We start from the raw sequence: 23,085 nt of genomic DNA, 5'->3' as shown, positions 1-23,085 counted from the left end.
GCGGGTTCAGGTGAGCCCGGAATGAACTCAGGCGGTCCACTCGGGGTAGTCGGTGTAGCCCGCCTCGCCGCCGCCGTAGAAGGTCGACAGGTCGGGCTCGTTGAGCGGAAGCCTCTCCGCCAGGCGCCGGGGCAGGTCCGGGTTGGCGATGAACGTACGCCCGAACGCGGCTGCGTCGATCAGGTCGGCCTCGAGCAGACGGGAGGCCTTCTCCGAGGTGTAGGAGCCGGCCGCCACGATCGGGCCGGTGTGGGCGGCGCGCAGCTGCTTGCGGTAGTCGTCGGTCAGCTCCGGACCGCCGGCCCAGTCGGGCTCGGACAGGTGCAGGAACGCGATTCCGCGCTTGCTGATCTCGGCCGCCAGGTAGAGCCCCATCTCGGCGCCCTCGGGGTCCTCGAGTCCGTTGAAGGAGCCGATCGGGGAGATCCGGATGGCGACGTGCTCGGCGTCCCACTCGGCGATGACCGCGTCCAGCACCTCGAGGGTGAGGCGGGCGCGGTTGGCCAGTGAGCCGCCGTAGGAGTCGGTGCGCTCGTTGCTGCTCGAGCTGGAGAACTGGTGCAGCAGATAGCCGTGGGCAGCGTGGATCTCGACGAGGTCGAAGCCGGCCTCGCGGGCGTTGCGGGTGGCGCGGCGGTAGTCGTCGATCAGATCCGCGATCTCGGAGGTCTCCAGGGCGCGGGGCGTGGGGCAGTTGACCCGGATCGGGGTGCCGTCCTCGCCGCGTACGGTCGTGCGGTTGCGGTAGGGGAGCGCGGAGGCGCTGACCGGGAGGTCGCCGTCGTGGAAGGACTCGTGGGAGACCCGGCCCACGTGCCACAGCTGCGCCGCGATCCGGCCGCCGGCCTCGTGGACGATGTCGTTGACGTGCCGCCAGCCCTCGACCTGCTCGGCCGAGTAGATGCCCGGGGTGTCCATGTAGCCCTTGCCCTGCGGCGAGATCTGGGTGCCCTCGGAGATGATCAGCCCGGCGGAGGCACGCTGCCGGTAGTAGTCGGCCATCAGCGGGTTGGGTACGTCGCCGGGCCGGCTGGCGCGCATCCGGGTCAGTGGCGCCATCAGGACGCGGTTGGGGAGGGTTGTCGAACCCAGGCTCAGCTGCGAGAAGAGTGAAGTCACATCGCGCCTAACTGAGCGGTTGCTCATATTGTTCCCGACGGCGCCGGAGCGGCCGAGCCGGCGATCACCAGTGCCCCCATGACGCCCGCGTTGTCGCCGAGCTCGCTGGGGACGACGTCGAGCGCCGCAGCGGTGTCGGGCTGGGTGAAGCGGTCGATCGAGTCCTTGATGCCGAAGACGAAGGATTCCGACTGGCGCATCGTGTCGCCCACCACGATCAGCGCCGGGTTGAGGTGGTTGCACAGGTCGGCCAGCACTCGGCCGACCGCGCGGCCGGCGTCGTCGAGGATCCGGTTGACCCGGATGTCGCCCTCCTGGGCGAGCTCGAGCAGGCGCTCGACGGTGAGCGTCTCGTCGTAGGCGGGCTGCAGCAGCTCGACCAGCCGGGACCCGCCGAAGGCCTTCTCCAGGCAGCCGCGGTTGCCGCACCGGCAGATCGGGCCGTTGTCCTCGAAGCGGACATGGCCGATCTCGCCGGCGATCCCGGTGATCCCGCGGTAGAGCTTGCCGGCGAGGACCAGGCCGGCGCCGATGCCGCTGGACGCCTTGACGTAGATGACGTCGTCGACGTCGCGCGCGGCGCCGTACTCGAGCTCGGCGAGCGCGCCGAGGTTGGCGTCGTTCTCGATCTGGACGGGCAGGCCGATGCGGCGGGCGAGCTCCTCGCCCGGGGCCAGGTCCATCCAGTTCCCGAGGATGGGGGAGACGACGATGCCGCTGTGTGGGTCGACGGGGCCAGGGATCCCCATGCCGACGCCGAGGACGCGGTCCTTCCTCGGGTCGATGCCCACCTCGGCCAGGCACTCGCGCACGAGGGCTGCGGCACGGTCGATGGTCTCGACCGCGGAGTTGTCGACGTCGAGCCGGATCTCGTGGTCGATGAGCGGCTTCGCGGTGAGGTCGGCGACCGCGACCCGGACGTGGCGATGGCCGATGTCGACACCGATGAGCGTGCCGGGGGAGCCGTTGATGGTGAGGAGCGACGGTGGTCGCCCGCCCCCGCGGGCCAGTGCGGCGCCGGTGGTCTCGACGATCTGCTCGGAGGCGAGCAGCTCCTGGACGATGCTCGACACGGTGCTGCGGGAGAGTCCGGTGCGCTGGGCGAGCTCGGCGCGGCTGACCGGCGCCGACCGTCCCAGCAGGTCCAGAACCTGGGAACGGTTGGCGACGCGCAGCCGCGATTCCGGAGTGGTCATGGGCGTGACTGTAGGTGATTCTGTCGATTTGCGACAGATCTCAGGTTGAAAACGTCCTGCGTTATGCGTTGACTGGACAGAACGGAGAGGCGTACGTTTGCCCGGCACGCGACCGCGAGTAACCCAGATCACACACCGACGTGGCGGTCGCGCAACCGGAGGATCAAAGATGAACGCAACGCGTAAGGCCCTGGCCGCCGGCCTGGCCGCCCTGAGCCTGCTGGCGGTCTCCGCCTGCGGCAGCGACAACGAGAGCGGCAGCACCGATGAGGTGGAGGTCTTCACCTGGTGGGCCGAGGGCAGTGAGAAGGCCGGGCTCGACGCCTTGGTCAAGGTGTTCGACGAGCAGAACCCCGACCAGAAGTTCGTCAACGGCGCCGTCGCCGGTGGCGCCGGCAGCGACGCCAAGAACGTGCTCCAGTCCCGCCTGCAGAACGGTGAGCCGCCGGCCACGTTCCAGGCGCACGCGGGTGCCGAGCTGACCGACTACATCAACGCCGGCCAGATCGAGGACCTCACCGATCTCTACGAGGAGAAGGGCTGGAACGAGCAGTTCCCCGAGGGCCTGCTCGAGCGCCTGACCCAGGACGGCGGCATCTACTCCGTCCCCTCGAACATCCACCGCGCCAACGTGCTCTGGGCCAACCCGGCCGTCCTGGAGAAGGCCGGCATCGAGGCCAACAAGACCTACGACTCGCTCGACGCGTGGATCGCCGATCTGAAGAAGATCAAGGCCAAGGGCATCATCCCGCTCTCGATCGCGACCGACTGGACCCAGGTCCACCTGCTCGAGACCGTGCTCCTCGCCGATCTGGGCGTCGAGGCGTACAACGGTCTGTGGGACGGCACCACCGACTGGGGCGGCAGCGAGGTCGAGGCCGCGCTGGCGGACTACAACACGCTCCTCTCGCTGACCAACACCGACCGTCAGGGTCTCGACTGGCCGGACGCGACCCAGCTGGTCATCGACGGCGAGGCCGCGTTCAACGTCATGGGTGACTGGGCCGAGGCGGCCTTCCAGGAGCAGAAGAAGACGCTCGGCACCGACTACACCGCGGTCCCGGTCCCGGGCACCGAGGGCGTCTTCGACTTCCTGGCCGACTCGTTCACCATGCCGGTGGACGGCCCCAACCCCGCGGGCACCGAGGCCTGGCTCGACACCATCGCCAGCGACGAGGGCCAGGTGGCCTTCAACAAGGCGAAGGGCTCGATCCCGGCCAGCACCACGGCCGACACCGCGGACTTCGGTGAGTACCAGCAGACCGCGATCAAGTCGTGGGGTGAGGACGAGATCGTGTCCTCGCTCGCCCACGGCGCCGCGACCTCGGTCAACTGGCTGACCGACGTCACCGCCGCCGTCGCGAAGTTCGGCAGCAACAAGGATGTCGCCGAGCTCCAGGAGGGCCTCGTCGAGGCCGCCGAGGACAACAAGCCCGAGTGACCGGGCTCTCCCGAGCCTGACGAGATCATCTGGTCCGAGGGGCTGCGGCCGCACCATCTGCCGTGGCCCCTCGGCCGCCCTTTGTGAAAGGACGGACACATGTCCTCCACGGTGCCCAGCGCCGTCAAGCGGCCACGACGGCCCAAGGGCCGCATCGGCGGCCACGGGTGGGTCGCACCCGTACTCCTGATCCTGCCGACGGTCATCGTCATCGGTGTCTTCGTCTACGGCCTGATCGGGTCCAACATCAACACGTCCCTGCAGGACCGCCACAACATCGGGCCGTCCCAGGGTTTCGCCGGTCTGGACAACTATCGCGACCTGTTCTCCGACGACGACTTCATCTACTCGCTGCGCAACCTGCTGCTCTACACCGCGACGTTCCTCGTCGGCACGCTGTGCCTGGGGTTCCTGTGGGCGTGGCTGCTCGAGCGCAAGGCCCGCGGCGAGTCGCTGTTCCGGGCCATCTACCTGTTCCCGATGGCGGTCTCGTTCGTCGCCTCCGGTGTGGTCTGGCGCTGGCTGCTCAACAACGCCGAGGGTGACCGTGCCTCCGGCCTGAACCGGCTCTTCGAAACCCTCCACCTCGACTTCCTGCAGAACCCGTGGTGGACCCACGAGCGGTGGGGCATCCTCGCGATCGCGGTCCCCGCGATCTGGCAGCTCAGCGGCTACGTGATGGCGCTCTTCCTGGCCGGCTTCCGCGGCATTCCCGAGGAGCTGCGCGAGGCGGCCCGGATGGACGGCGCCTCGGAGTGGCAGCTCTACCGCCACGTCATCTTCCCGCAGCTGAGCCCGGTCGCGCTCTCGGCGATCATCATCATCGGCCACATGTCGCTGAAGGTCTTCGACCTGATCATGGCCATCGCGGGCCAGACCAACTACACGACCCAGGTGCCGGCCACCCAGATGTGGATCGAGTTCACCCGCGGCGACTACGCCAAGTCGGCCGCCATCGGCACCGTCCTGCTGGTGATCGTGGCCATCCTGATCGTTCCCTACCTCGTCTCGACCTACCGTCAGGAGCGCCGCCGATGACTACTGATGCCATCCCGGCAGCCGTCGTGACCAAGATCCCGGGCGAGCGTTCGCGCGGGATCTGGCGCGCCGTCAAGTACGTCCTGCTGATCACCTTCGCGCTGATCGTCCTGCTCCCGGCGTACGTGCTGCTCGTCACCAGCTTCAAGGGGCTCGGCGACGCGACCCCCGCCAACGCCTGGAAGCTTCCCGAGTCCTGGGAGACGGCCGGCTGGGCGCGCGCCTGGGAGCAGCTCGGGCCGGCCCTGGGACGTACCTTCGCCATGGTCATCCCGGCCTCGATCATCTCCTCGGTGCTCGGCTCGATGAACGGGTTCGTGCTCTCGAAGTGGCGCTTCCCGGGCGCCGACGTGGTGTTCACGCTGATCCTGTTCGGGATGTTCATCCCCTACCAGGCCGTGATGGTGCCGCTGGTCCAGCTGATGAGCAACCTCGGCGTCCCCTCGGGCGTCCCGAGCCTGATCGTGCTGCACGTGGTCTACGGCCTGCCGATCACCACGCTGATCTTCCGCAACTACTACGCGGGGGTCCCGGTCGAGCTCGTCGAGGCCGCTCGGGTCGACGGCGCCGGCATGCTCCGGACGTACGGCTCGATCATCCTGCCGATCTCCGCCCCCGCGTTCGTGGTGGTGCTGATGTGGCAGTTCACCTCGGCGTGGAACGACTACCTGTTCGCGCTCTTCTTCTCCACCTCGCAGAACGGGCCGGTCACGATCGCGCTCAACTTCCTGGCGAGCGGTCAGCTCCAGGACTACTCGGCCAGCATGGCGGGCGCGCTGATCGCGTCGGTCCCGACCCTGATCATCTACATCCTGCTCGGCCGCTACTTCGTGGGCGGGCTGATGGCAGGCTCGGTCAAGGGATGATCGATACGGACGCCGAGTGCCGCCGCCTGGCCGGGTTCGCCCGGCCGTCGGCGGCCTCGCCGGCCGGGTTCTGGTGGCTGGACGAGTCGGGTCGCCCGGACCCGGCCGAGCCGGTGCACACCTGGATCACCGCCCGGATGACCCACGTCTTCGCCCTCGCCCACCTGCGTGGGGACGTCGACGACGCCGCCGACCTCGCCGCTCACGGGATCCGGGCGCTGTCGGGTGCGCTGCGCGACGACGAGCTCGGTGGCTGGTACGCCTCGGTCTCGGCCGAGGGCGAGCCGGTCGGCACCCTCAAGGAGGCGTACGCCCACGCCTTCGTGATCCTCGCGGCGAGCAGCGGCGTCGCGGCTGGCGTGCCCGGTGCGGACGCGCTGCTCGATGAGGCGCTCGGGGTGATGCAGCAGCACTTCCTCGACGACTCCGGCCGGGTGGTCGACAGCCTCGAGCGCGACCTCTGCTCGGGGGAGGCCTACCGGGGAGCCAACTCCAGCATGCACACCGTGGAGGCGTTCCTGGCCGCGGGTGACGTCACCGGCGACGCGACCTGGCACCAGCGGGCGCTCGCGATCGCTGAGCACCTGATCCACGGGGTCGCCCGCTCCCACGGCTACGACCTGCCCGAGCACTTCGACCTCTCCTGGTCGCCACTGCCGGACTACAACGCCGACCGTCCCGGCGACCCGTTCCGCCCCTACGGCTGCACGCCCGGGCACCTGCTGGAGTGGTCCCGGCTGCTCCTGCACCTGGACGCCAGCCTGCCGGACGCCCCGTCGTGGCTGGTCGAGGACGCGCGGGCGCTCTTCGCGCGCGCGGTCGAGGTCGGCTGGGTCGACTCCGGCGACGGCCCCGGCTTCGTCTACACGACCTCGTGGGACGGAACGCCGGTCACCCGGCTACGGCTGCACTGGGTGGCCGCGGAGGCGCTCGCCGCCGCCGGCGCCCTGCACACCCGCACCGGCGAGACCGGCTATGACGAGTGGCGCCAGCGGTTCGAGGCGTACATCGAGAACCACCTGATCGACCGCGAGCTCGGCAGCTGGCACCACGAGCTGGATGAGCACAACCGTCCCTCGCACGTGATCTGGCACGGCAAGCCCGACGTCTACCACGCCTACCAGGCCCTGCTGCTCGCCCGGATGCCGCTGGCGCCGGTGCTGTCGGTGCAGCTGGCTCGGCCAGGTGAGGGTCAGGCCGCCTGGAACGATCGTCGGGAGAGCCCGAGCCCGTAGCCGTCCAGGGTCGTGGTGACCGGAGCCGCCGGGTCCGTGGCCGCGCCCAGGGTGACGAAGAGCGGGGTGAAGTGCTCGACGGTCGGGTGGGCGTACGGCATGCCCGGGGCGGCGGTGCGGAACCTGGCCAGCTCGGCGACATCGCCGCGGTCCAGCGCGTCGGCGGCCCAGGCATCGAAGTCGGCAGACCAGCCGGCGGGCTTGTTCTCGGTCATCATCTCGCGGGTGATGAAGGGCAGCCCGTGGGTCATGTGGCCCGAGCCGACCACGAGCACACCCTCCTCGCGCAGCGGCCGGAGGCGCTCGCCGAGGGCGAGCAGCTTGTCGGGGTCCTCGGTGGGCAGCGAGAGCTGGACGACCGGGATGTCGGCGGCCGGGTACATGATCTTCAGCGGCACCCAGGCGCCGTGGTCGAGGCCGCGGCGGGTGTGCTGGTGGGCGGTCTCGGCGTCGGGCATCAGCGCCGCGGTGGTGCGGGCGAGCTCGCTCGCGTCGGGAGTGTCGTAGCGCACCGAGTGGTAGATCGGGTCGAAGCCGCCGAAGTCGTAGACCAGCTCGTCGGGGCGGGTCGCGCTGATCGAGAGCGGCGCCGACTCCCAGTGGGCGGAGATGACCAGGATGGCCTTCGGCCGGGGCAGCGACCGCGCCCAGGCGTGCAGCGGGTCCAGCCACTCCGGGCTCTGCAGCGGCAGCGGGCCACCGCCGTGGGACAGGTAGAGGCTCGGCAGCGGACCGTCCGCCGGCGTCCAGACGCGATGCGGGTCGGACGCCTCGCGTGCCTGGACCGCCCGCAGGTGCTGGGCGAACGGATGCGCCTGCGGAAGGCGGGCGTCCGCGGCGGCGGTCGTGCTCTCGGGTGCGGTGGTCATGGCGTTCTCCTGCGGTTCGGCCCAATAGTTGTTGCTTGAACTAACTCTAGAGGAGCGTTGTTTGTTCCGCGCAACTTTCTACGGCACACTCCCTGGCGTGGAGGGCAACTGGCTGTCGCCGGCGGAGCGGGTGGCATGGGTACGCCTCATCGCCGTGCTCGAGCTGCTCCCGGGGGCTCTCGACTCCCAGCTGCGCCGCGATGCCGGCCTGACCCATTTCGACTACGGCGTGCTGGCCATGCTCTCCGAAGTGCCCGACCGGACCCTGCGGATGACCGAGCTGGCCGGCTACACCAACTCGACGCTGCCGCGGCTCTCCAACGTCGTCAAGCGCCTGGTCGACCGCGGCCTCATCGAGCGCCACACCTGCCCGGGCGACCGCCGCGCGACCAACGTACGTCTCACCGAGGCCGGCCACGAGAAGATGGTCGCCTCCGCTCCCGGTCACGTGGATGCGGTGCGCGAGTACGTCTTCGACTCGCTGAGTCCTGAGCAGGTGGGCCAGCTGGCCGAGATCGCCGGGACCATCCTCGACCGGCTCGATCCGACCGGCGCGAGGCGACCGCCCATCGACCCCGAGGCGGGTTGAGGCGTGCGCTTCGACGAACGCTATATCGCCCGGGTCACCCTCGATCCCCGCCATGACACCGGGCGGTATCCGTTCACCCTGCCGGTGGTCCGCGAGCTGGCAGGCGGGGACGGGATCGACTTCGACGAGCGGGTCACGTTCCTCGTCGGCGACAACGGCACCGGAAAGTCCACGATCATCGAGGCGATCGCGGTCGCGTCCGGGTTCAACGCCGAGGGCGGCTCCACCTCATTCCGGTTCGCCACGCGCGCGACCGAGTCGTCCCTCGCCGACTACATCATGATCCAGCGCGGGCTCAAGCGGCCGCGCACCGGCTACTTCCTGCGCGCGGAGTCGTTCTACAACGTCGCCACCGAGATCGAGCGCCTCGATCTGGCCGAGCCGGAACCCCTTCTGCCCGCGTACGGCGGAACCTCGCTGCACGAGCGCTCCCACGGCGAGTCGTTCCTCGACCTGGTGATGCACCGGTTCAGGCCGGGCGGGCTCTACATCCTCGACGAACCCGAGGCCGCGCTCTCGGTCAAGGGCTGCTTGGCGCTGGTCGCGCGCATCACCGAGCTCGCCGACGAGAGATCCCAGTTCATCATCGCCACCCATTCCCCGGTCCTGCTGTCGGTCCCTGGGGCCAGGATCCTGCAGTTCGACGAGGACGGGCGGATCGGGCAGGTCTCCTACGACGAGGCCGAACCCGTCAACCTGACCAGGCGGTTCCTGGCGGACCCGGCTCGGTATCTGCGGTACGTCCTGGAGGACTAGGCCTAGTGGGCCTCGTGCTCCCGGTGAACAGAGGCCTCGCCGTCGAGCTCGAGGACGATCACGGTGCACAGCGGGTCGAGGGCGTCGTCGGTGGTGAAGACGTACTCCCAGCCGGGGACCTCGTGGAGCCCGCCGATGCGCTGATGGTCGAGCTCGGTGCCGCTCCCGAGGACGTACGCCTTGAGGACCTGGTTGCGCAGGCCGCGGACCACGACGTAGTCGTTGGGCCGGTCTAGGACGTAGAGGAACAGGGTCCGGCCGTCGGCCGAGACGGCGGTCGGGCCGTAGAAGTGACCGTGGGGAAGACCGCGTCGGATGTCGCGGACCGCGGGGGAGTGGCGGTGAACCCAGTCGCCGAGCGCCTCGAGCCGCTCGGTCTGCTCGGGTGTGATGGTGCCGTCCTCGCGCGGCCCGACGTCGAGCAGCAGGTTGCCGCCACCGCCGATGGTCTCGACGAACGTGCGCACGAGCTGGCGCGGTGACTTGTGGTTGTCGTCGTGCGGCTGCCAGCCCCAGGAGTCGTTGATGGTCAGGCAGAGCTCCCACGGACCGTCCGGCGGCACGATCGGAACGCCCTGTTCCGGGGTCACGTAGTCGCCGTGGCCGAGCATCCGGCCGTTGACGACCATCTCGGGCGCGAGCTCGCGCAGCTCCGCACGCAGCTCCCGCATCCGCCACTGCCGCTCGTCCCGCTCCCACTCGCCGTCGAACCAGAGCAGATCCGGCCGGTGGCGGGTCACCACCTCCCGGATCTGGGCGCGGTGGAACTCCAGGTAGCGCTCCCAGCGCTCGGGCTCCTCGTCGCCCGGCCGCGGCACGGCGTACGGGTTGTCCTGGACCACGGGGTGCTGGACGTCCGGCCGCACCGTCGCGTAGTCCGGGTGGGACCAGTCGAGGTGGGAGAAGTAGAGGCCGACCTTCAGCCCCCGGCGGCGTACGGCCTCGACGAACTCGGCGACGAGGTCGCGGCCCGCCGGCGTCCTGCTCACCACCGAGAGGTCGTTGGCGGCGGTGTCGTAGAGCGCGACCCCGTCGTGGTGCTTGGCCGTGAGCACGGCGTACGTCGCCCCCGCCCGCTCGAAGAGCTCGGCCCAGGCGTCGGCATCGAACTTCGAGGCGGTGAAGCCGTCGAGCTGGGCCATGTAATCGGCGTAGGCGATCCGGCCGTCGTAGAACGACCAGGACTCGGCGACGCCGTCGACGCTGTAGATGCCCCAGTGGACGAAGATGCCCAGCTGGGCCTCGGGGAACCAAGACGCGATCGGCATGCCCGCTACCCCTCGTGTCCGGTGATGGCGGCGCGGGTGTGCGCGAGGGCGTGCTCGCGCAGGGTCGTGCCACCGCCGGTGACGATGCCGATGCTGAAGCCGTCCCACATCGCCCGCAGCCGCTCGGAGACGGCTTCACGGTCCGACACCTCGGGGAGCGCCGCGGCGAACAGACGGACCAGGTCGGCGTGCCACTCGTCGTCCATCGCGCGCTGCGCGGCGGCGAGCTCGGAGTCGTACGGCGCCCGTGCCCACAGCTCGAGCCAGAGGAGCCAGCGCGGGTCACGCTCGTCGAGGGCGAGGTAGACGTCGGTGAAGGACACCAGCGCGTCGACGCCTCCGGAGCCGTCCTTCTCGGCCTTCTCCAAGATGGGCGCCCGCTGTGCTGCGTACTCGTTCTCGCTCCATCGCAGGGTCTCGAGGAGTAGGCCGTTGCGGGTGCCGAAGTAGTAGAGGAGGTGGCCTCCGCTGGTGCCGAGCCGGGCGGCGAGGGAGGCCATCGTCACCTTGGCGAGCCCCTGCTCGGCCACCATCTCCAGGGTGGTCGCGAGCACCTGCTCGCGCGGTCGTTCCAGGCGTCTGTTGGAGCGTGTGCGCGTCACCTCGACAGTGTCTCCTTGTGCTCGCGGGGTGAAATCTTCGGTCCCACCCCTTGACTCTAGCGGTGATCTGGGTCACTTTGAATGCCGTTCAAAGTTTTGTACAGCGTTCAAAACACGCTGTACCCTCATCACAAGGAGACCCGCGATGATCGAATCCATGCAGGTGAGCCCGGACGGGGTGAAGCCGGCGCAGGAACGGCGGCGGCTCGCCCGGGTGCTCGGACCCGGCGCCGCGGTCCTGCTGGTGCTGTCGTGCATCACGCCCGCCTCGAGCCTGTTCATCATCGTCCCGGAGCTGTTCGCCACGCAGGGGAGCGGCGCGGTGCTGGCCGTCATCGCCGGCTTCGCGGTCTCGATCGCGATCGCCGCGTGCTACGCCGAGCTCGGCACCCGCACCGCCAGCTCCGGCGGTGAGTACGCGATGGTCACCCAGACCCTCGGCAAGTCGATGGGCTGGCTGACGTTCTCCCTGGCGGGCGTCCTGCTCTGGCTGATCCCGCCGATCTTCGCCCTTGGCACCGCCGACTACCTGGCCGACCTCGTGGAGCTGCCGCGGGCCGCGACCGGCGCGATCGTGATGCTCCTCTCGACCGCCACGGCGATCCTCAACATCAAGGCCAATGCCGTCGTCACCGGCACCTTCCTCGCCCTCGAGATGATCGCCGCCGCCGTCGTGGTCGTTCTCGGGCTCGGCCACGTCCAGCGCGGCCCCGGCGAGCTGGTCTCGCCGCACGTCATCGGTGAGAACGGCCTGGAGCCCTTCACCCTGGCGATCCTCATCTCCGGTCTCGCCGTGAGCACGTTCCTGGTCAGCGGTTTCGGCACCACCGTCTACCTCTCCGAGGAGATCGTCGACCCGCGACGCAACGTCGCCCGCGTCATCTTCTGGACCCTCGGCCTGGGTGGCCTGGTCATCCTCATCCCGACCGTCACCACGGTCCTCGCGGTCGACGACCTCAGCGACCTCGCCTCCGGCAACTTCTCCCAGTGGGTCGCCGCCTGGGGCGGCGAGCGCGTCGCGGTCGCCGTGAACGTCGCGATCGCCATCGCGATCCTCAACGCCGTCATCGTGATGGTGCTGCAGAACGCCCGAGTCGTCTACGCCTCCGCCCGCGACCGCTCCTGGCCGGCACCGGTCAACGGCGTCCTCACCAAGCTGCACCCGCGCTACGCCACCCCGTGGCTGGCCACCCTCGTCATCGGCATCCCCGGCGCGATCCTCGCCGGCGCCGTCGAGATCGAGGCGCTGCTCGGCGTGACCTCGGTCGTCATCTCCACGATGTATGTCGTCGTGGCGATCGCCGCGCTCCGCGCCCGTCGCCAGGGGCCCGCTGCCCAAGGCTGGCGGATGCCGCTGTGGCCGCTGCCACCGCTGGTCGTCATCGGCGCGATCGGCTACGCGCTGGCCGGCTCCGCGCGGACGGACATCCTGATCACGGCCGGTGTCGTGGTCGCCGCCCTCGCCTACTACTACGTCTACCTCGCCCGTCGTCCCGGCGAGCGGTTCCTGGTCGTCGATCCGACCGAGGATTAGAGACATCCACCCATCACGAGAATCGAACGAGAGAGAAGAACGCCATGGCTCGCTACGGAACCCAGTTCGGCCCCGACATCACCTTCCTGGGTGTCGACCGGTGTGACTGGGCCGACCCCGCGACGTACGAGGGTGCCGATGTGGTCATCCTCGGTGCCCCCTTCGACGGAGGTACGTCGCACCGGTCGGGCACCCGGTTCGGCCCGCAGTTCATCCGGCAGACCTGCTACCTGCCCCATGACGGGTCGCGGCCTTCGCTCGCGATGCGGGTCGACGCGCTGCGGGACCTACGGGTGCTGGACGCGGGGGACGTGGAGATGTACTCCGGCGACGCAGAGCGGTCGGTGCGCGACCTGCAGGAGGCCGTGCACGCCGTGACGAGCAACGGCGCCATCCCGCTGGTGCTCGGCGGCGACCACACCATCGCCTGGCCCGACGCCGCCGGTGTCGCCCAGCACCTCGGTCAGGGACGCGTCTCGATGATCCACTTCGACGCCCATGCCGACACCGGCGACATCGAGTTCGGCTCGCTGATCGGGCACGGCCAGCCGATGCGCCGGCTCATCGAGTCCGGCGCGCTGCGCGGCGACCGGTTCCTGCAGATGGGGCTGCGCGGCTACTGGCCCGAGCCCGAGACGCTGGACTGGATGGCCGAACAGGGCATGCGCTCGTACGAGATGACCGAGATCGTGCACCGCGGCCTGGAGGAGTGCCTCACCGAGGCCTTCACCATCGCCACCGACGAGTGCGACGGGGTCTTCCTCTCGGTCGACATCGACGTCTGCGACCCCGGGCACGCCCCCGGCACCGGCACCCCGGAGCCGGGCGGCCTGACCGCCCGCCAGCTGCTCGACGCGGTCCGCCGGATCGCCTACGAGCTGCCCGTGGTCGGCATCGACCTCGTCGAGGTCTCCCCGCCCTACGACCACGCGGACATCACCTCGTTCCTCGCCAACCGGGTCGTCCTCGAGGCGCTCTCCGGCATCGCCCGCCGCAAGCGTGACGAGGCCGACGGAACCCGCTGGGACCCGAGCCTTCCGCTGCTCGCCCAGCGCCCCGACCAGCGTCCCGGCCAGCGGCCCACCGACACCGACAAACAGGAGAACTGACATGACCACCCACGACGTGATCGTGGTCGGCGCCGGGGTCACCGGCCTGACCGCGGCCTGGCGACTGGCCCAGGCGGGCCAGGACGTACTCGTCCTGGAGGCGCGCGACCGCGTCGGCGGTCGGCTGCGCACCGAGGCGCACGGCGCGCCCGGGGAAGAGGCCGACTTCGAGATCGGCGGTCAGTGGGTCTCGCCGGACCAGGACGCCCTGATCGGGGTCCTCGACGAGCTCGGCCTACCGACCTACCCGCGCTTTCGCGAGGGCGAGTCGCTCTACGTCGACAAGGTGGGGGTGGCGCACCGTTTCGGCGACGACCTGCCGGTCGGCGAGGCCACCTCGGCCGCCATCGCGCAGCTGACCAAGACGCTCGACGGGCTGGCCGCCGCGATGGACCCGGCCCGGCCGTGGGAGCTCGACGACGCCGACCACCTCGACAGCGTCTCGTTCCGTGCCTGGCTCGAGCAGCAGTGCGACGACCCGGTCGCCGTCGACAACGTCGCCCTCTACATCGGGCCGGCGATGCTGACGAAGCCCGCCCACTCGTTCTCCGCGCTCCAGGCCGTGCAGATGGCCGCCAGCGCGGGGTCGTTCAGCAACCTCGTCGACGCCGATGTGATCCTCGACCGCCGGGTCGTCGGAGGCCTGCAGCGGGTGCCGCTGACGCTGGCCGAGCGGCTGGGGGACCGGGTCCGCCTCGAGCAGGATGTCACGCTGGTGGAGTGGGACGAAGACGGTGTCGTCGTCCACGTCGGCTCCGAGATCCATGCCGCTCACCGGCTGGTCCTCGCGGTGCCGCCGACCCTGGTCAAGCGGATCCGCTTCAGCCCCGAGCTTCCGGCCGAGCACCGGATCGCCCGCGAGCACCAGTCGTTCGGGCTGGTCATCAAGGTGCAGGCGCAGTACGAGACGCCGTTCTGGCGCGCCGACGGGCTCAGCGGCACCGGCTTCGCGCCCTGGCAGCTCGTCCACGAGGTCTACGACAACACCCCCGAGGGCGAGCCGCGCGGGACGCTGGTCGGCTTCGTCTCCGACGAGCGCGCGGACGCGGCCGGCAGGCTCTCCGACGCCGAGCGGCGACACCAGGTGCTCGAGTCGCTGGCGGCGTACTTCGGCGAGGCGGCGCTGGAGCCGCTCACCTTCGTCGAGAGCGACTGGCAGCACCAGGAGCTCACTGGCGGTGCGTACGGGACGAGCTTCGACCTGGGTGGGCTGACCCGCTGGGGTGCGGTGCTGCGCGAACCGCTCGGGCCGATCGAGTTCGGCAGCAGCGACGTCGCCGGCCACGGCTTCCAGCACGTCGACGGCGCCGTACGAGTGGGCCACGAGATCGCTCGCCGGATCGAGGGCCGCTGACCGAAAGACCTGGCAGAGGTCCGCACGGATGCAACGTGATTGCAGCGAAGCGACGCCTAGCCTCCGACCTGGCGCGCTCATCGTGGGGGTGAGCGCGCCACCCTCAAGGTAGTCGGCGAGGTCACCGAGCGGATTCTGGCCGCTATGACGGCGATGTCGGCTCAGCGGACGGCGACCTCGGCACCGTAGCGCTCGACGCAGAACGCCGAGAGCCGCTCGGCCAGGCCTGCGAGCGCCTCGGCGGCGTGGTGCTGCGGGTCCCAGGCGGCGTACAGCCTGATCCGGACCCTTCCCGCTGGGGCCTCGATGTGCAGGGGCACCAGGCCGAAGCGCGGGTCGTCGGAGACGACCGCGATCCCGCGGCCCGAGGCCGCGAGTGCCTGTGCGACCTGGGCGTTGGACACCTCGAGGACGTCGCCGTAGCCCACGGCGGCGTCCTCGACAGCTGCGTCCAGGAGCGGTCGCGGGCGCAGGTCGTCGGTGAGGAGCACGAGCGGCCGCGCCACCAGATCCCGTACGTCCACGGACCCCCGCTCCGCCCACGGGTCGTCCGGCCGGACATAGGCCCACACCGGCAGCACGGCGAGGGCATGTGAGGTGAGGGACCGGGCCGGCGGCCGGGTGACGATCGCCAGGTCGGCGCCGGCGCGAACGGCCGCGGCCGCGCCGCGCGGATCGAGCTCGCGGACCATCGCGACCGGGTCGTCGGGCCCGAGCGTTGCCAGGAACGGCGCGAGCACGTCGGTGAGCGTCGTCGAGGGCACGGCGAGGTGGAGCTCGTCGAGCCGGCCGGAGGCGAGGACGCCGACGGCGCGCTCGAGGTCGTCGGCGTGCGCGAGCAGGTCCCGGGCGCGGGGGAGGAGATCCTCAGCCGTCCGGGTGAGGCGCAGCCGCCGTCCCTCCCGCGCGAACAGCGGAACACCCAGGCTCGCCTCGAGCTGGCGCAGCTGCCGCGACAGCACCGGCTGGGTCACGTGCAGCACCTCGGCCGCTCGGGTCGCGGAGCCCGCGTCGGCGGTGGCGACGAAGTAGCGCAGTAGCCGCAGATCCATGCTCACGAGACATGATTGTAGTAGTCAAAAGGTCTTGGACGACATGTGTCGCGGAGGACCATGCTGGACCCATGACCGAGCCCTCGCCCCTCGAACAGTCCCGTCTCCTGCGTACGCCGCTTCCCGGCCCGCGCTCCCAGGAGCTCATGGCCCGCAAGGTCGCGGCCGTGAGCCAGGGCGTGGCCACGACCATGCCGGTCTTCGCCGCCCGCGCGGCCGGCGGGATCGTCGAGGACGTCGACGGCAACCGCTTCATCGACCTCGGCTCCGGCATCGCGGTGACCACCGTCGGCTCCAGCGCCGCCAAGGTGGTCGAGGCGGTCGCCGACCAGGTGGCTGCCTTCACCCACACCTGCTTCATGGTCACGCCCTACGAGGGCTACGTGGCCGTCGCCGAGCAGCTCGCCCGGCTCACCCCCGGCGACTTCGAGAAGCGCACCGCACTGTTCAACTCCGGCTCCGAGGCCGTCGAGAACGCGGTCAAGATCGCCCGCTCGTTCACCGGCAAGGACGCGGTCGTGGTCTTCGACCACGCCTACCACGGGCGCACCAACCTCACCATGGCGATGACCGCGAAGAACATGCCCTACAAGCACGGCTTCGGGCCGTTCGCGGGCGAGGTCTACCGGGCGCCGATGTCGTACCCGTTCCGCGACGCTTCCGAGATCGACGGCAAGCTGGCGGCGGCCCGGGCGACCTCGCTGATCGAGACGCAGGTCGGTGCCGAGAACCTCGCCGCCGTCGTGATCGAGCCGGTGCAGGGTGAGGGCGGATTCATCGTCCCGGCGCCGGGCTTCCTCTCTGCGCTGGCGGAGTGGTGTCGCGCCAACGACGTGATCTTCGTGGCCGACGAGGTGCAGTCCGGCTTCGGCCGCACCGGCACCTGGTTCGCGGTCGAGCACGACGACGTCGTCCCGGACCTGGTGGTCAGCGCCAAGGGCATCGCCGGTGGCCTGCCGCTCTCCGCGGTGACCGGCCGCGCCGACGTCATGGACGCCGTCCACCCCGGTGGTCTGGGCGGCACCTACGGCGGCAACCCGCTCGCCTGCGCCGCGGCGCTGGCCGTGATCGAGACCATCGAGGCCGAGGACCTGCTCAGCCGGGCCCGCGCGATCGAGGAGCGCCTCCTCGGCCGGCTCCGTGACCTGCAGGCGAGCGACCCGCGCATCGGTGACGTACGCGGCCGGGGCGCGATGATCGCCGCCGAGTTCGTCGACCCGGCCACCGGAAACCCGGACGGCGCGGTGGCCAAGGCCGTCGCCGCCTACGCTCACAGCCAGGGTGTCATCACCCTGACCTGTGGCACCTGGGGCAACGTCATCCGCTTCCTGCCCCCGCTGAGCATCTCCGACGAGCTGCTCGACGAGGCCCTGGACGTACTCACGACCGCACTGGAGGAGACCAAGTGACCGCGAGCACCGAGCCTATGAACACCCAGCCCAGCTACCTCGACGCCCTCGAGCCCGGCAGCGGCGTCCTCGTCGGCGGCCGGTGGCGTCCGGGCACCGCCGGCGTCTTCGCCGTGGAGAATCCCGCGACCCGTGAGCTCGTCGCCGATGTCGCCGACGGCACCAGCGAGGACGCGACCGCGGCCGTCGACGCGGCCGCCGAGGCGCTGCCGGCGTGGTCGGCGCTGCCGCCGCGGACCCGCAGCGACCTGCTCAGCCGGGTACGCGCCCTGATGCTGCGCGACGCCGACGAGCTCGCCGCCCTGATCGCGCTCGAGAACGGCAAGTCCCTCGCCGACGCCCGCGGCGAGGTCGTGTACGCCGCCGAGTTCTTCCGTTGGTACGCCGAGGAGGCGGTGCGCCCGCACGGCGACTTCGGTTCCTCGCCGGCCGGCGGCACCCGCACCATCGTCACCCACAAGCCGGTGGGTGTGGCCGCCCTCGTGACGCCGTGGAACTTCCCGGCCGCGATGGCCACCCGCAAGATCGCCCCGGCCCTCGCGGCCGGTTGCACGGTCGTGCTCAAGCCCGCAGCCGAGACGCCGCTGACTGCCCTGGCGGTCGCCCGGCTGATCGCCGAGGCCGGCGTGCCGGACGGCGTCGTCAACGTGGTGCCGGGCCTGGACGCTCCCGCCATCGTCAGCACCTGGCTCGCCGACGTACGGGTCCGCAAGGTCTCCTTCACCGGCTCGACCGGCGTCGGCCGCATCCTGCTCCGCCAGGCTGCCGACCGGGTCGTGAACACCTCGATGGAGCTCGGCGGCAACGCGCCGTTCGTGGTGACCGCCTCGGCGGACGTCGAAGCAGCGGTCGAGGGCGCGATGGTCGCCAAGTTCCGCAACGGGGGACAGGCCTGCACCGCGGCCAACCGGCTCTACGTCCACGCCGACGTCGCCGAGGAGTTCACCGGCCGCCTCGGTGCGGCCGTGGAGGCGCTCCGCGTCGGCCCCGCCGAGCAGGGCAGCGACATCGGCCCGCTCATCTCCGCGAAGGCGTACGCAGGAGTCACCGGCCTCGTCGACGCCGCCGTGGCCGCGGGAGCCGTGATCGCCCACCGCGCCGAGGTCCCCGCCTCGGAGGGCTACTTCTACCCGCCCACGGTCCTGACCGGCGTACCGGCAGACTCGCCGCTGCTGCGCGAGGAGATCTTCGGGCCGGTGGCCCCGATCGTGGTCTGGAACGACACCGAGGAGCTGCTGGCCGCCGTCAACGACACCGAGTTCGGCCTGGCGGCGTACGTCTTCGGCGAGATGGGCGAGGCGCTGCACGTGGCCGAGCGGATCGACGCCGGGATGGTCGGGGTCAACCGCGGCCTCGTCTCGGACCCGTCGGCGCCGTTCGGCGGGGTCAAGCAGAGCGGCATCGGGCGCGAGGGCGCGCGGGCCGGGCTGGAGGAGTACCTGGAGACGCAGTACCTCAGCGTCGCCTGGTGATTGGCATCACGCTGCCTCCATCCATGATGATGTGACTCAGACCACCCGCACACCCTGCGGGTGGTTCCTCGGGACAGCCTCACCCGGCAGTCCCGGCACAACGCTCCAGACGGACCACCAGCGCCGCCCGGCAGATTGAGGAGTCACCCATATGACCGCAGTGTTCGAGCCCGGGACCTCGTTCGAGGCCTATGACCTGGCAGACCGCTATCGAGTCGGAGCCGGCCCGGTGTTGCTCACCGGGATCCAGGCGATCGCGCGGATGCTCGTGGAGCAGCGGGCCCTTGACCAGCGCCGCGGCCTGCGGACCGGCACCTTCATCTCCGGCTACCCGGGCAGCCCTCTCGGCGGTCTCGACCAGCTGCTGCTGGGTCTGCCGAAGGAGATGGCCGACGCCGACATCACGGTGGTCCCCGGCCTCAACGAGGAGCTCGCCGCGACCGCTGTGTGGGGCTCGCAGTCTGCCGTCACCCTCGACACCGAGCGCTACGACGGCGTCACCGGCGTCTGGTACGGCAAGGGCCCCGGCGTCGACCGCGCGCTCGACGCGATGCGTCACGCCAACATGTACGGCGCCCACCCCACCGGCGGCATGCTGATGCTGGTCGGCGACGACCCGGCCGCCAAGTCGTCCACCGTGCCCGCGGTCAGCGAGCGCACCCTGGCCTCGCTCGGCATCCCGGTGCTCTTCCCGCGCAACGCTTCCGAGATCGTCGAGTACGGCATGGAGGGCATCGCCCTCTCCCGCGCCTCCGGCTGTGTCGTCGCGCTCAAGATCGTCGCCGACGTCGCCGACGGCGCCTGGGTGGTCAACCCGGAGATCGGCGTTCTCGACCCGGTCACGCCCAAGACCCAGTGGGAGGGCGTCCCCTACACCTACGAGCCGACCAAGATCGAGCTCTTCCCCGACCGGATCGTCGGTGCCGAGGCGAAGCTCTACGGCCCCCGGATGGGCGTCGTGAAGGCGTACGCCGCCGAGAACCGGCTCAATCGGATCGAGGTCAAGGCGCCGAACGCCAAGGTCGGCATCGTCGCCTCCGGCTCGTGCTACGACTCGATGCGCCAGGGCCTGAAGGACCTCGGGCTCGGCCACGACGACCTGATGGCCGCCGGGATCCGGGTGCTGCGTCTGGGGATGATGTGGCCGGTCGAGCCGACCATCGTCTCGGAGTTCGCCGACGGGCTCGAGGAGATCGTCGTCGTCGAGGACAAGACCTCCTTCATCGAGCAGGGCATCCGCGAGATCCTCTACGGCGCGCCCTCCGCTCCCGTCATCATCGGTAAGAAGGACCGCAACGGTGTCCCGCTGGTCCCGCTCGACGGCGAGCTGACCGCCGGCCGTCTGCTCGCGCCGTTGCGTCGTGCGCTGAAGGGCCACGCCCAGCTGAAGGCCGCCGGGCCCGCCCGGATCGACCTGCCGCTGCTCTCGACCTCGCGCACCCCGTACTTCTGCAGCGGCTGCCCGCACAACCGCTCCACCGCGCTGCCCGACGGCTCGCTGGGCGGCGGCGGCATCGGCTGCCACACCCTGGTGACCGCATCCCAGCGTGAGGACAGCGCGGTCGTCGGCATCACCCAGATGGGCGGCGAGGGCTCGCAGTGGATCGGGCAGGCCCCCTACAGCCACGCCGGCCACACGTTCCAGAACGTCGGCGACGGGACCTTCTTCCACTCCGCGCAGCTGGCCATCCAGGCGTGCGTCGCGGCCGGGGTCAACATCACCTACAAGCTGCTCCACAACGACGTCGTCGCGATGACCGGTGCCCAGAAGCGGCAGGGCGCGGTCGAGATGGCGCAGCTGACCCACAAGCTGATGAACGAGGGTGTCAAGGCGATCATCGTCGTCGCCGACGAGCCGCAGCGCTACCGCCGCAACAAGTTCCCCGCAGGCGTACGTCTGTGGCACCGCGACCGCCTCGACGACGCCCAGCGGGAGCTGCGTGAGGTCGAGGGCGTGACCGTCCTGATCTACGACCAGCACTGCGCCGCCGACGCGCGCCGCCAGCGCAAGCGCGGCACGATCGAGGCCCGCAACACCAAGATCGTGATCAACGAGGCCGTGTGCGAAGGCTGCGGCGACTGCGGCGTGAAGTCCAACTGCCTCTCCGTGCAGCCGGTCGAGACCGAGCTGGGCCGCAAGACCCGCATCGACCAGACCTCGTGCAACACCGACTACACCTGCGTCGAGGGGGAGTGCCCCTCCTTCATGGCCGTCGAGACCGACCCGACCGTCAAGAAGGCGAAGAAGTCGACCCCCGAGCCGCCGACGGTGGCCGACCCGGGCTACGGCGAGCTGGAGCGGACGTACGGCGTCTTCATGGCCGGCATCGGCGGCACCGGCATCGTCACGGTCAACCAGGTGCTCGCGACCGCCGCGCTGCGCGCCGGCTTCGGCGTGGAGTCGCTCGACCAGGTCGGGATGAGCCAGAAGGCGGGCCCGGTGACGGCTCACCTGCGGTTCGGCCCGGGCGCGATCGACCCCTCCAACCGGGTCACCCCGGGGTCGGCCGACGCGCTGCTCGGCTTCGACCTGCTCACCCTGGCCGAGGGCAAGAACCTCGCCTACGGCGACCCGGCGCGCACCCGCGCGGTCGTGTCGACCAGCAAGACGCCGACCGGGCCGATGGTCTACGACAAGGACATCGCCTACCCGGCCGACGACGAGCTGCTCACCCGCGTGAACAGCGCGACGTCCTCGCTGCGTGCCTTCGACGCACTGGCGGCGGCGGAGACGCTCTTCGGCAACACCGCCGCGGCCAACTTCCTGCTGGTCGGCGCCGCCTATCAGACCGGTGCCCTGCCGATCCCCGCCGAGGCGATCGAGGAGGCCATCGGCATCAACGGCGTCGCGGTCAGCGCCAACGTCGCCGCCTTCCGCTGGGGCCGCGCCTCGGTCGCCGCGCCGGAGGAGTTCGCCAAGGTCACCGGCACCGCGACCGCTTCGGTCGAGGAGATCGCCGTGCCGGCTCTGGACGCCGCGACGTTCGACGGCGAGGTGCGCCGCCTCGCCGAGGTCCGCGCCCCGAAGCTCGTCGCCTTCCAGAACCAGGCGATCGCCCGTGACTACGTCGAGACCGTCGACCGGATCTGGAACGCCGAGCGCTCGGTGACCGCGGACACCCGCTTCTCCGAGGCGGTCGCCCGCTACCTGTTCAAGCTCACCGCCTACAAGGACGAGTACGAGGTCGCCCGGCTGCTCACCGCACCGGCCGCCCTGGACGGTGTCCGTGCCGAGGTGCAGGGCAAGATCAGCTTCAAGCTCTCCCCGCCGGTGTTCGGGGCGTTCCTGAAGGGTCGCAAGATGACCTTCGGGCCGCGCACCCACTTCATGCTCCGCCTGCTGGCGACCATGAAGTTCCTCCGCGGCACGTTCCTCGACCCGTTCGGTCAGGCCCACGTACGCCGCGCCGAGCGGGCCCTCCTCGCGCACTACACCGCGCTGGTCACCGGCCTCGCCGCCGACCTCACCGAGGAGTCCTACGCCAAGGCCGTCCGGCTCGCCGAGCTCCCGGACATGGTGCGGGGCTACGAGAACGTGAAGATGCGCAACGTCGAGGCCTACCGCGAGGCGCTCGCCGCCGAGGGGATCGACCTGACGATCTAGAGCACCTTGTGGGTGCTGGACGGACCATCACCCACGCCGAACGCCTCTGCCAGCCTCGACGGCGCACCAGCGCTGTCGAGGCTGGCCTCCACCTTGCGGATGTTGCGAGCCGACGGGTAGGCGAAGTAGGCCATCAGCGCCAGCGAGATGCCGCCACCGATGAGGTACGTCATCAGCTGTCCCTCGGTGAGGACGAAGGCCAGGGCGAGAGAGACGAGCGCGACGACCTCGCTGAGGACGAGCCGCAGGATCATCGACGTCTGGTGCTTCTGGAGGCCCTCGCTGGTCGCCTTCTCCGGCGGGGTCCCAGGCGTGACCGGCACGGCGCGGAAGCCGATCGCCGAGCACAGCACGGCCATGACCACCCCGGCCGCTACCTGCCCGCCGATGACGTACGCCGCGGGCAGCTGCAGGTCGGCATCGGGGATGCTGAGCGCGACGATGACTCCCAGCCCCACGACCATGGTCATGAACGCGAGCGCCATCATCTGTGCCGTACGTGCCAGTGGTGCGGTCATCTGAGCTCCTTCTCGGGCTTGCGGTGACCGGCAATCTAGCCGACGCCGGGACCG

General features: G+C 70.5%; 19 protein-coding genes. 12 read left to right on the top strand and 7 right to left on the bottom strand.

Going from position 1 to position 23,085, the window contains the following annotated elements:
• Positions 1 to 27 precede the first annotated feature (27 nt).
• Together nemA and OG801_RS04025 are read right to left on the bottom strand one after the other, a co-directional pair.
• Positions 28 to 1,119 carry an N-ethylmaleimide reductase gene (gene nemA / locus OG801_RS04030; protein WP_406033824.1) on the bottom strand — a complete coding sequence of 364 codons (1,092 nt, stop codon included), beginning with the start codon at positions 1,117 to 1,119 and terminating at the stop codon, positions 28 to 30.
• Positions 1,120 to 1,142: 23 nt separating this feature from the next.
• Positions 1,143 to 2,315 carry an ROK family transcriptional regulator gene (locus OG801_RS04025; protein ID WP_406033822.1) on the bottom strand — a complete coding sequence of 391 codons (1,173 nt, stop codon included), beginning with the start codon at positions 2,313 to 2,315 and terminating at the stop codon, positions 1,143 to 1,145.
• 169 nt (positions 2,316 to 2,484) lie between these two features.
• Between OG801_RS04025 and OG801_RS04020 the strand changes: the two genes are divergently transcribed.
• The 4 genes from OG801_RS04020 (at position 2,485) to OG801_RS04005 (ending at position 6,895) form a co-directional block, all read left to right on the top strand.
• Positions 2,485 to 3,756 (top strand): ABC transporter substrate-binding protein, encoded by a 1,272-nt coding sequence (locus OG801_RS04020; protein WP_355019786.1) that lies wholly within the window; start codon positions 2,485 to 2,487, stop codon positions 3,754 to 3,756.
• Positions 3,757 to 3,855: 99 nt separating this feature from the next.
• The gene (locus OG801_RS04015) at positions 3,856 to 4,794 is read left to right on the top strand and encodes a sugar ABC transporter permease (RefSeq protein WP_355019787.1); all 939 of its coding nucleotides are present in this window, start codon (positions 3,856 to 3,858) and stop codon (positions 4,792 to 4,794) included.
• Positions 4,791 to 5,660 (top strand): carbohydrate ABC transporter permease, encoded by an 870-nt coding sequence (locus OG801_RS04010; protein ID WP_355019788.1) that lies wholly within the window; start codon positions 4,791 to 4,793, stop codon positions 5,658 to 5,660. Before OG801_RS04015 ends, OG801_RS04010 begins: the two co-directional genes overlap by 4 nt.
• Complete coding sequence (locus OG801_RS04005; protein ID WP_406033819.1) at positions 5,657 to 6,895, top strand: AGE family epimerase/isomerase; 1,239 nt, start codon at positions 5,657 to 5,659, stop codon at positions 6,893 to 6,895. Before OG801_RS04010 ends, OG801_RS04005 begins: the two co-directional genes overlap by 4 nt.
• Here OG801_RS04005 and OG801_RS04000 read toward each other — a convergent pair.
• Positions 6,853 to 7,764, bottom strand: coding sequence for a dioxygenase (locus OG801_RS04000; protein ID WP_406033816.1), 912 nt, complete (start codon positions 7,762 to 7,764; stop codon positions 6,853 to 6,855). The two genes, OG801_RS04005 and OG801_RS04000, sit on opposite strands and share 43 nt — an antisense overlap.
• Positions 7,765 to 7,825: 61 nt before the next feature.
• Here OG801_RS04000 and OG801_RS03995 point away from each other — a divergent pair, with 61 nt between their 5' ends.
• Together OG801_RS03995 and OG801_RS03990 are read left to right on the top strand one after the other, a co-directional pair.
• Positions 7,826 to 8,353 carry a MarR family winged helix-turn-helix transcriptional regulator gene (locus tag OG801_RS03995; protein WP_355019791.1) on the top strand — a complete coding sequence of 176 codons (528 nt, stop codon included), beginning with the start codon at positions 7,826 to 7,828 and terminating at the stop codon, positions 8,351 to 8,353.
• Between the two features lie 3 nt (positions 8,354 to 8,356).
• Positions 8,357 to 9,109 (top strand): AAA family ATPase, encoded by a 753-nt coding sequence (locus OG801_RS03990; RefSeq protein ID WP_406033814.1) that lies wholly within the window; start codon positions 8,357 to 8,359, stop codon positions 9,107 to 9,109.
• Between the two features lie 2 nt (positions 9,110 to 9,111).
• On the opposite strand, the gene OG801_RS03985 is transcribed toward OG801_RS03990, so the two are convergent.
• Positions 9,112 to 10,377 carry an alpha-L-fucosidase gene (locus OG801_RS03985; RefSeq protein WP_406033812.1) on the bottom strand — a complete coding sequence of 422 codons (1,266 nt, stop codon included), beginning with the start codon at positions 10,375 to 10,377 and terminating at the stop codon, positions 9,112 to 9,114.
• A 5-nt stretch (positions 10,378 to 10,382) separates the two neighbouring features.
• Positions 10,383 to 10,979 carry a TetR/AcrR family transcriptional regulator gene (locus OG801_RS03980; protein WP_355019794.1) on the bottom strand — a complete coding sequence of 199 codons (597 nt, stop codon included), beginning with the start codon at positions 10,977 to 10,979 and terminating at the stop codon, positions 10,383 to 10,385.
• Between the two features lie 145 nt (positions 10,980 to 11,124).
• Between OG801_RS03980 and OG801_RS03975 the strand changes: the two genes are divergently transcribed.
• From OG801_RS03975 to OG801_RS03965, 3 genes are read left to right on the top strand one after another with little or no spacing between them, the layout of a single operon-like run.
• Positions 11,125 to 12,513, top strand: coding sequence for an APC family permease (locus tag OG801_RS03975; protein ID WP_406033810.1), 1,389 nt, complete (start codon positions 11,125 to 11,127; stop codon positions 12,511 to 12,513).
• A gap of 44 nt (positions 12,514 to 12,557) precedes the next feature.
• Positions 12,558 to 13,622, top strand: coding sequence for an agmatinase (gene speB, locus OG801_RS03970; RefSeq protein ID WP_406033808.1), 1,065 nt, complete (start codon positions 12,558 to 12,560; stop codon positions 13,620 to 13,622).
• A 1-nt stretch (position 13,623) separates the two neighbouring features.
• The gene (locus tag OG801_RS03965; protein ID WP_406033806.1) at positions 13,624 to 14,976 is read left to right on the top strand and encodes a flavin monoamine oxidase family protein; all 1,353 of its coding nucleotides are present in this window, start codon (positions 13,624 to 13,626) and stop codon (positions 14,974 to 14,976) included.
• 161 nt (positions 14,977 to 15,137) lie between these two features.
• On the opposite strand, the gene OG801_RS03960 is transcribed toward OG801_RS03965, so the two are convergent.
• Positions 15,138 to 16,028: a LysR family transcriptional regulator gene (locus tag OG801_RS03960; protein ID WP_406036334.1), complete on the bottom strand. Its 891-nt coding sequence runs from the start codon at positions 16,026 to 16,028 to the stop codon at positions 15,138 to 15,140.
• Positions 16,029 to 16,099: 71 nt separating this feature from the next.
• Between OG801_RS03960 and gabT the strand changes: the two genes are divergently transcribed.
• The 3 genes from gabT to OG801_RS03945 all read left to right on the top strand — a co-directional run bounded on the left by gabT (position 16,100) and on the right by OG801_RS03945 (position 22,513).
• The gene (gene gabT, locus OG801_RS03955) at positions 16,100 to 17,437 is read left to right on the top strand and encodes a 4-aminobutyrate--2-oxoglutarate transaminase (RefSeq protein ID WP_406033804.1); all 1,338 of its coding nucleotides are present in this window, start codon (positions 16,100 to 16,102) and stop codon (positions 17,435 to 17,437) included.
• Complete coding sequence (locus OG801_RS03950) at positions 17,434 to 18,909, top strand: NAD-dependent succinate-semialdehyde dehydrogenase (RefSeq protein ID WP_406033802.1); 1,476 nt, start codon at positions 17,434 to 17,436, stop codon at positions 18,907 to 18,909. Before gabT ends, OG801_RS03950 begins: the two co-directional genes overlap by 4 nt.
• A gap of 151 nt (positions 18,910 to 19,060) precedes the next feature.
• Positions 19,061 to 22,513 (top strand): indolepyruvate ferredoxin oxidoreductase family protein, encoded by a 3,453-nt coding sequence (locus OG801_RS03945; protein ID WP_406033800.1) that lies wholly within the window; start codon positions 19,061 to 19,063, stop codon positions 22,511 to 22,513.
• Here OG801_RS03945 and OG801_RS03940 read toward each other — a convergent pair.
• The gene (locus tag OG801_RS03940) at positions 22,510 to 23,031 is read right to left on the bottom strand and encodes a hypothetical protein (RefSeq protein WP_406033798.1); all 522 of its coding nucleotides are present in this window, start codon (positions 23,029 to 23,031) and stop codon (positions 22,510 to 22,512) included. The two genes, OG801_RS03945 and OG801_RS03940, sit on opposite strands and share 4 nt — an antisense overlap.
• Positions 23,032 to 23,085: the final 54 nt, after the last annotated feature.

Origin of the sequence: Nocardioides sp. NBC_00163 (genome assembly GCF_045206295.1) — a bacterium.
Taxonomy (GTDB): domain Bacteria; phylum Actinomycetota; class Actinomycetes; order Propionibacteriales; family Nocardioidaceae; genus Nocardioides.
This window is presented reverse-complemented; position numbering and strand designations above follow the sequence as displayed.

Bases quoted from the DNA above. Each gene is read 5' to 3' on its own strand.
- OG801_RS03985 (WP_406033812.1), bottom strand. From the start codon at position 10,377: ATGCCGATCGCGTCTTGGTTCCCCGAGGCCCAGCTGGGCATCTTCGTC.
- speB (WP_406033808.1), top strand. From the start codon at position 12,558: ATGGCTCGCTACGGAACCCAGTTCGGCCCCGACATCACCTTCCTGGGT.
- OG801_RS03975 (WP_406033810.1), top strand. From the start codon at position 11,125: ATGATCGAATCCATGCAGGTGAGCCCGGACGGGGTGAAGCCGGCGCAG.
- gabT (WP_406033804.1), top strand. From the start codon at position 16,100: ATGACCGAGCCCTCGCCCCTCGAACAGTCCCGTCTCCTGCGTACGCCG.
- OG801_RS04005 (WP_406033819.1), top strand. From the start codon at position 5,657: ATGATCGATACGGACGCCGAGTGCCGCCGCCTGGCCGGGTTCGCCCGG.
- OG801_RS04010 (WP_355019788.1), top strand. From the start codon at position 4,791: ATGACTACTGATGCCATCCCGGCAGCCGTCGTGACCAAGATCCCGGGC.
- OG801_RS03945 (WP_406033800.1), top strand. From the start codon at position 19,061: ATGACCGCAGTGTTCGAGCCCGGGACCTCGTTCGAGGCCTATGACCTG.
- OG801_RS03940 (WP_406033798.1), bottom strand. From the start codon at position 23,031: ATGACCGCACCACTGGCACGTACGGCACAGATGATGGCGCTCGCGTTC.
- OG801_RS04020 (WP_355019786.1), top strand. From the start codon at position 2,485: ATGAACGCAACGCGTAAGGCCCTGGCCGCCGGCCTGGCCGCCCTGAGC.
- OG801_RS04015 (WP_355019787.1), top strand. From the start codon at position 3,856: ATGTCCTCCACGGTGCCCAGCGCCGTCAAGCGGCCACGACGGCCCAAG.
- OG801_RS04025 (WP_406033822.1), bottom strand. From the start codon at position 2,315: ATGACCACTCCGGAATCGCGGCTGCGCGTCGCCAACCGTTCCCAGGTT.
- OG801_RS03965 (WP_406033806.1), top strand. From the start codon at position 13,624: ATGACCACCCACGACGTGATCGTGGTCGGCGCCGGGGTCACCGGCCTG.
- OG801_RS03960 (WP_406036334.1), bottom strand. From the start codon at position 16,028: ATGGATCTGCGGCTACTGCGCTACTTCGTCGCCACCGCCGACGCGGGC.
- OG801_RS04000 (WP_406033816.1), bottom strand. From the start codon at position 7,764: ATGACCACCGCACCCGAGAGCACGACCGCCGCCGCGGACGCCCGCCTT.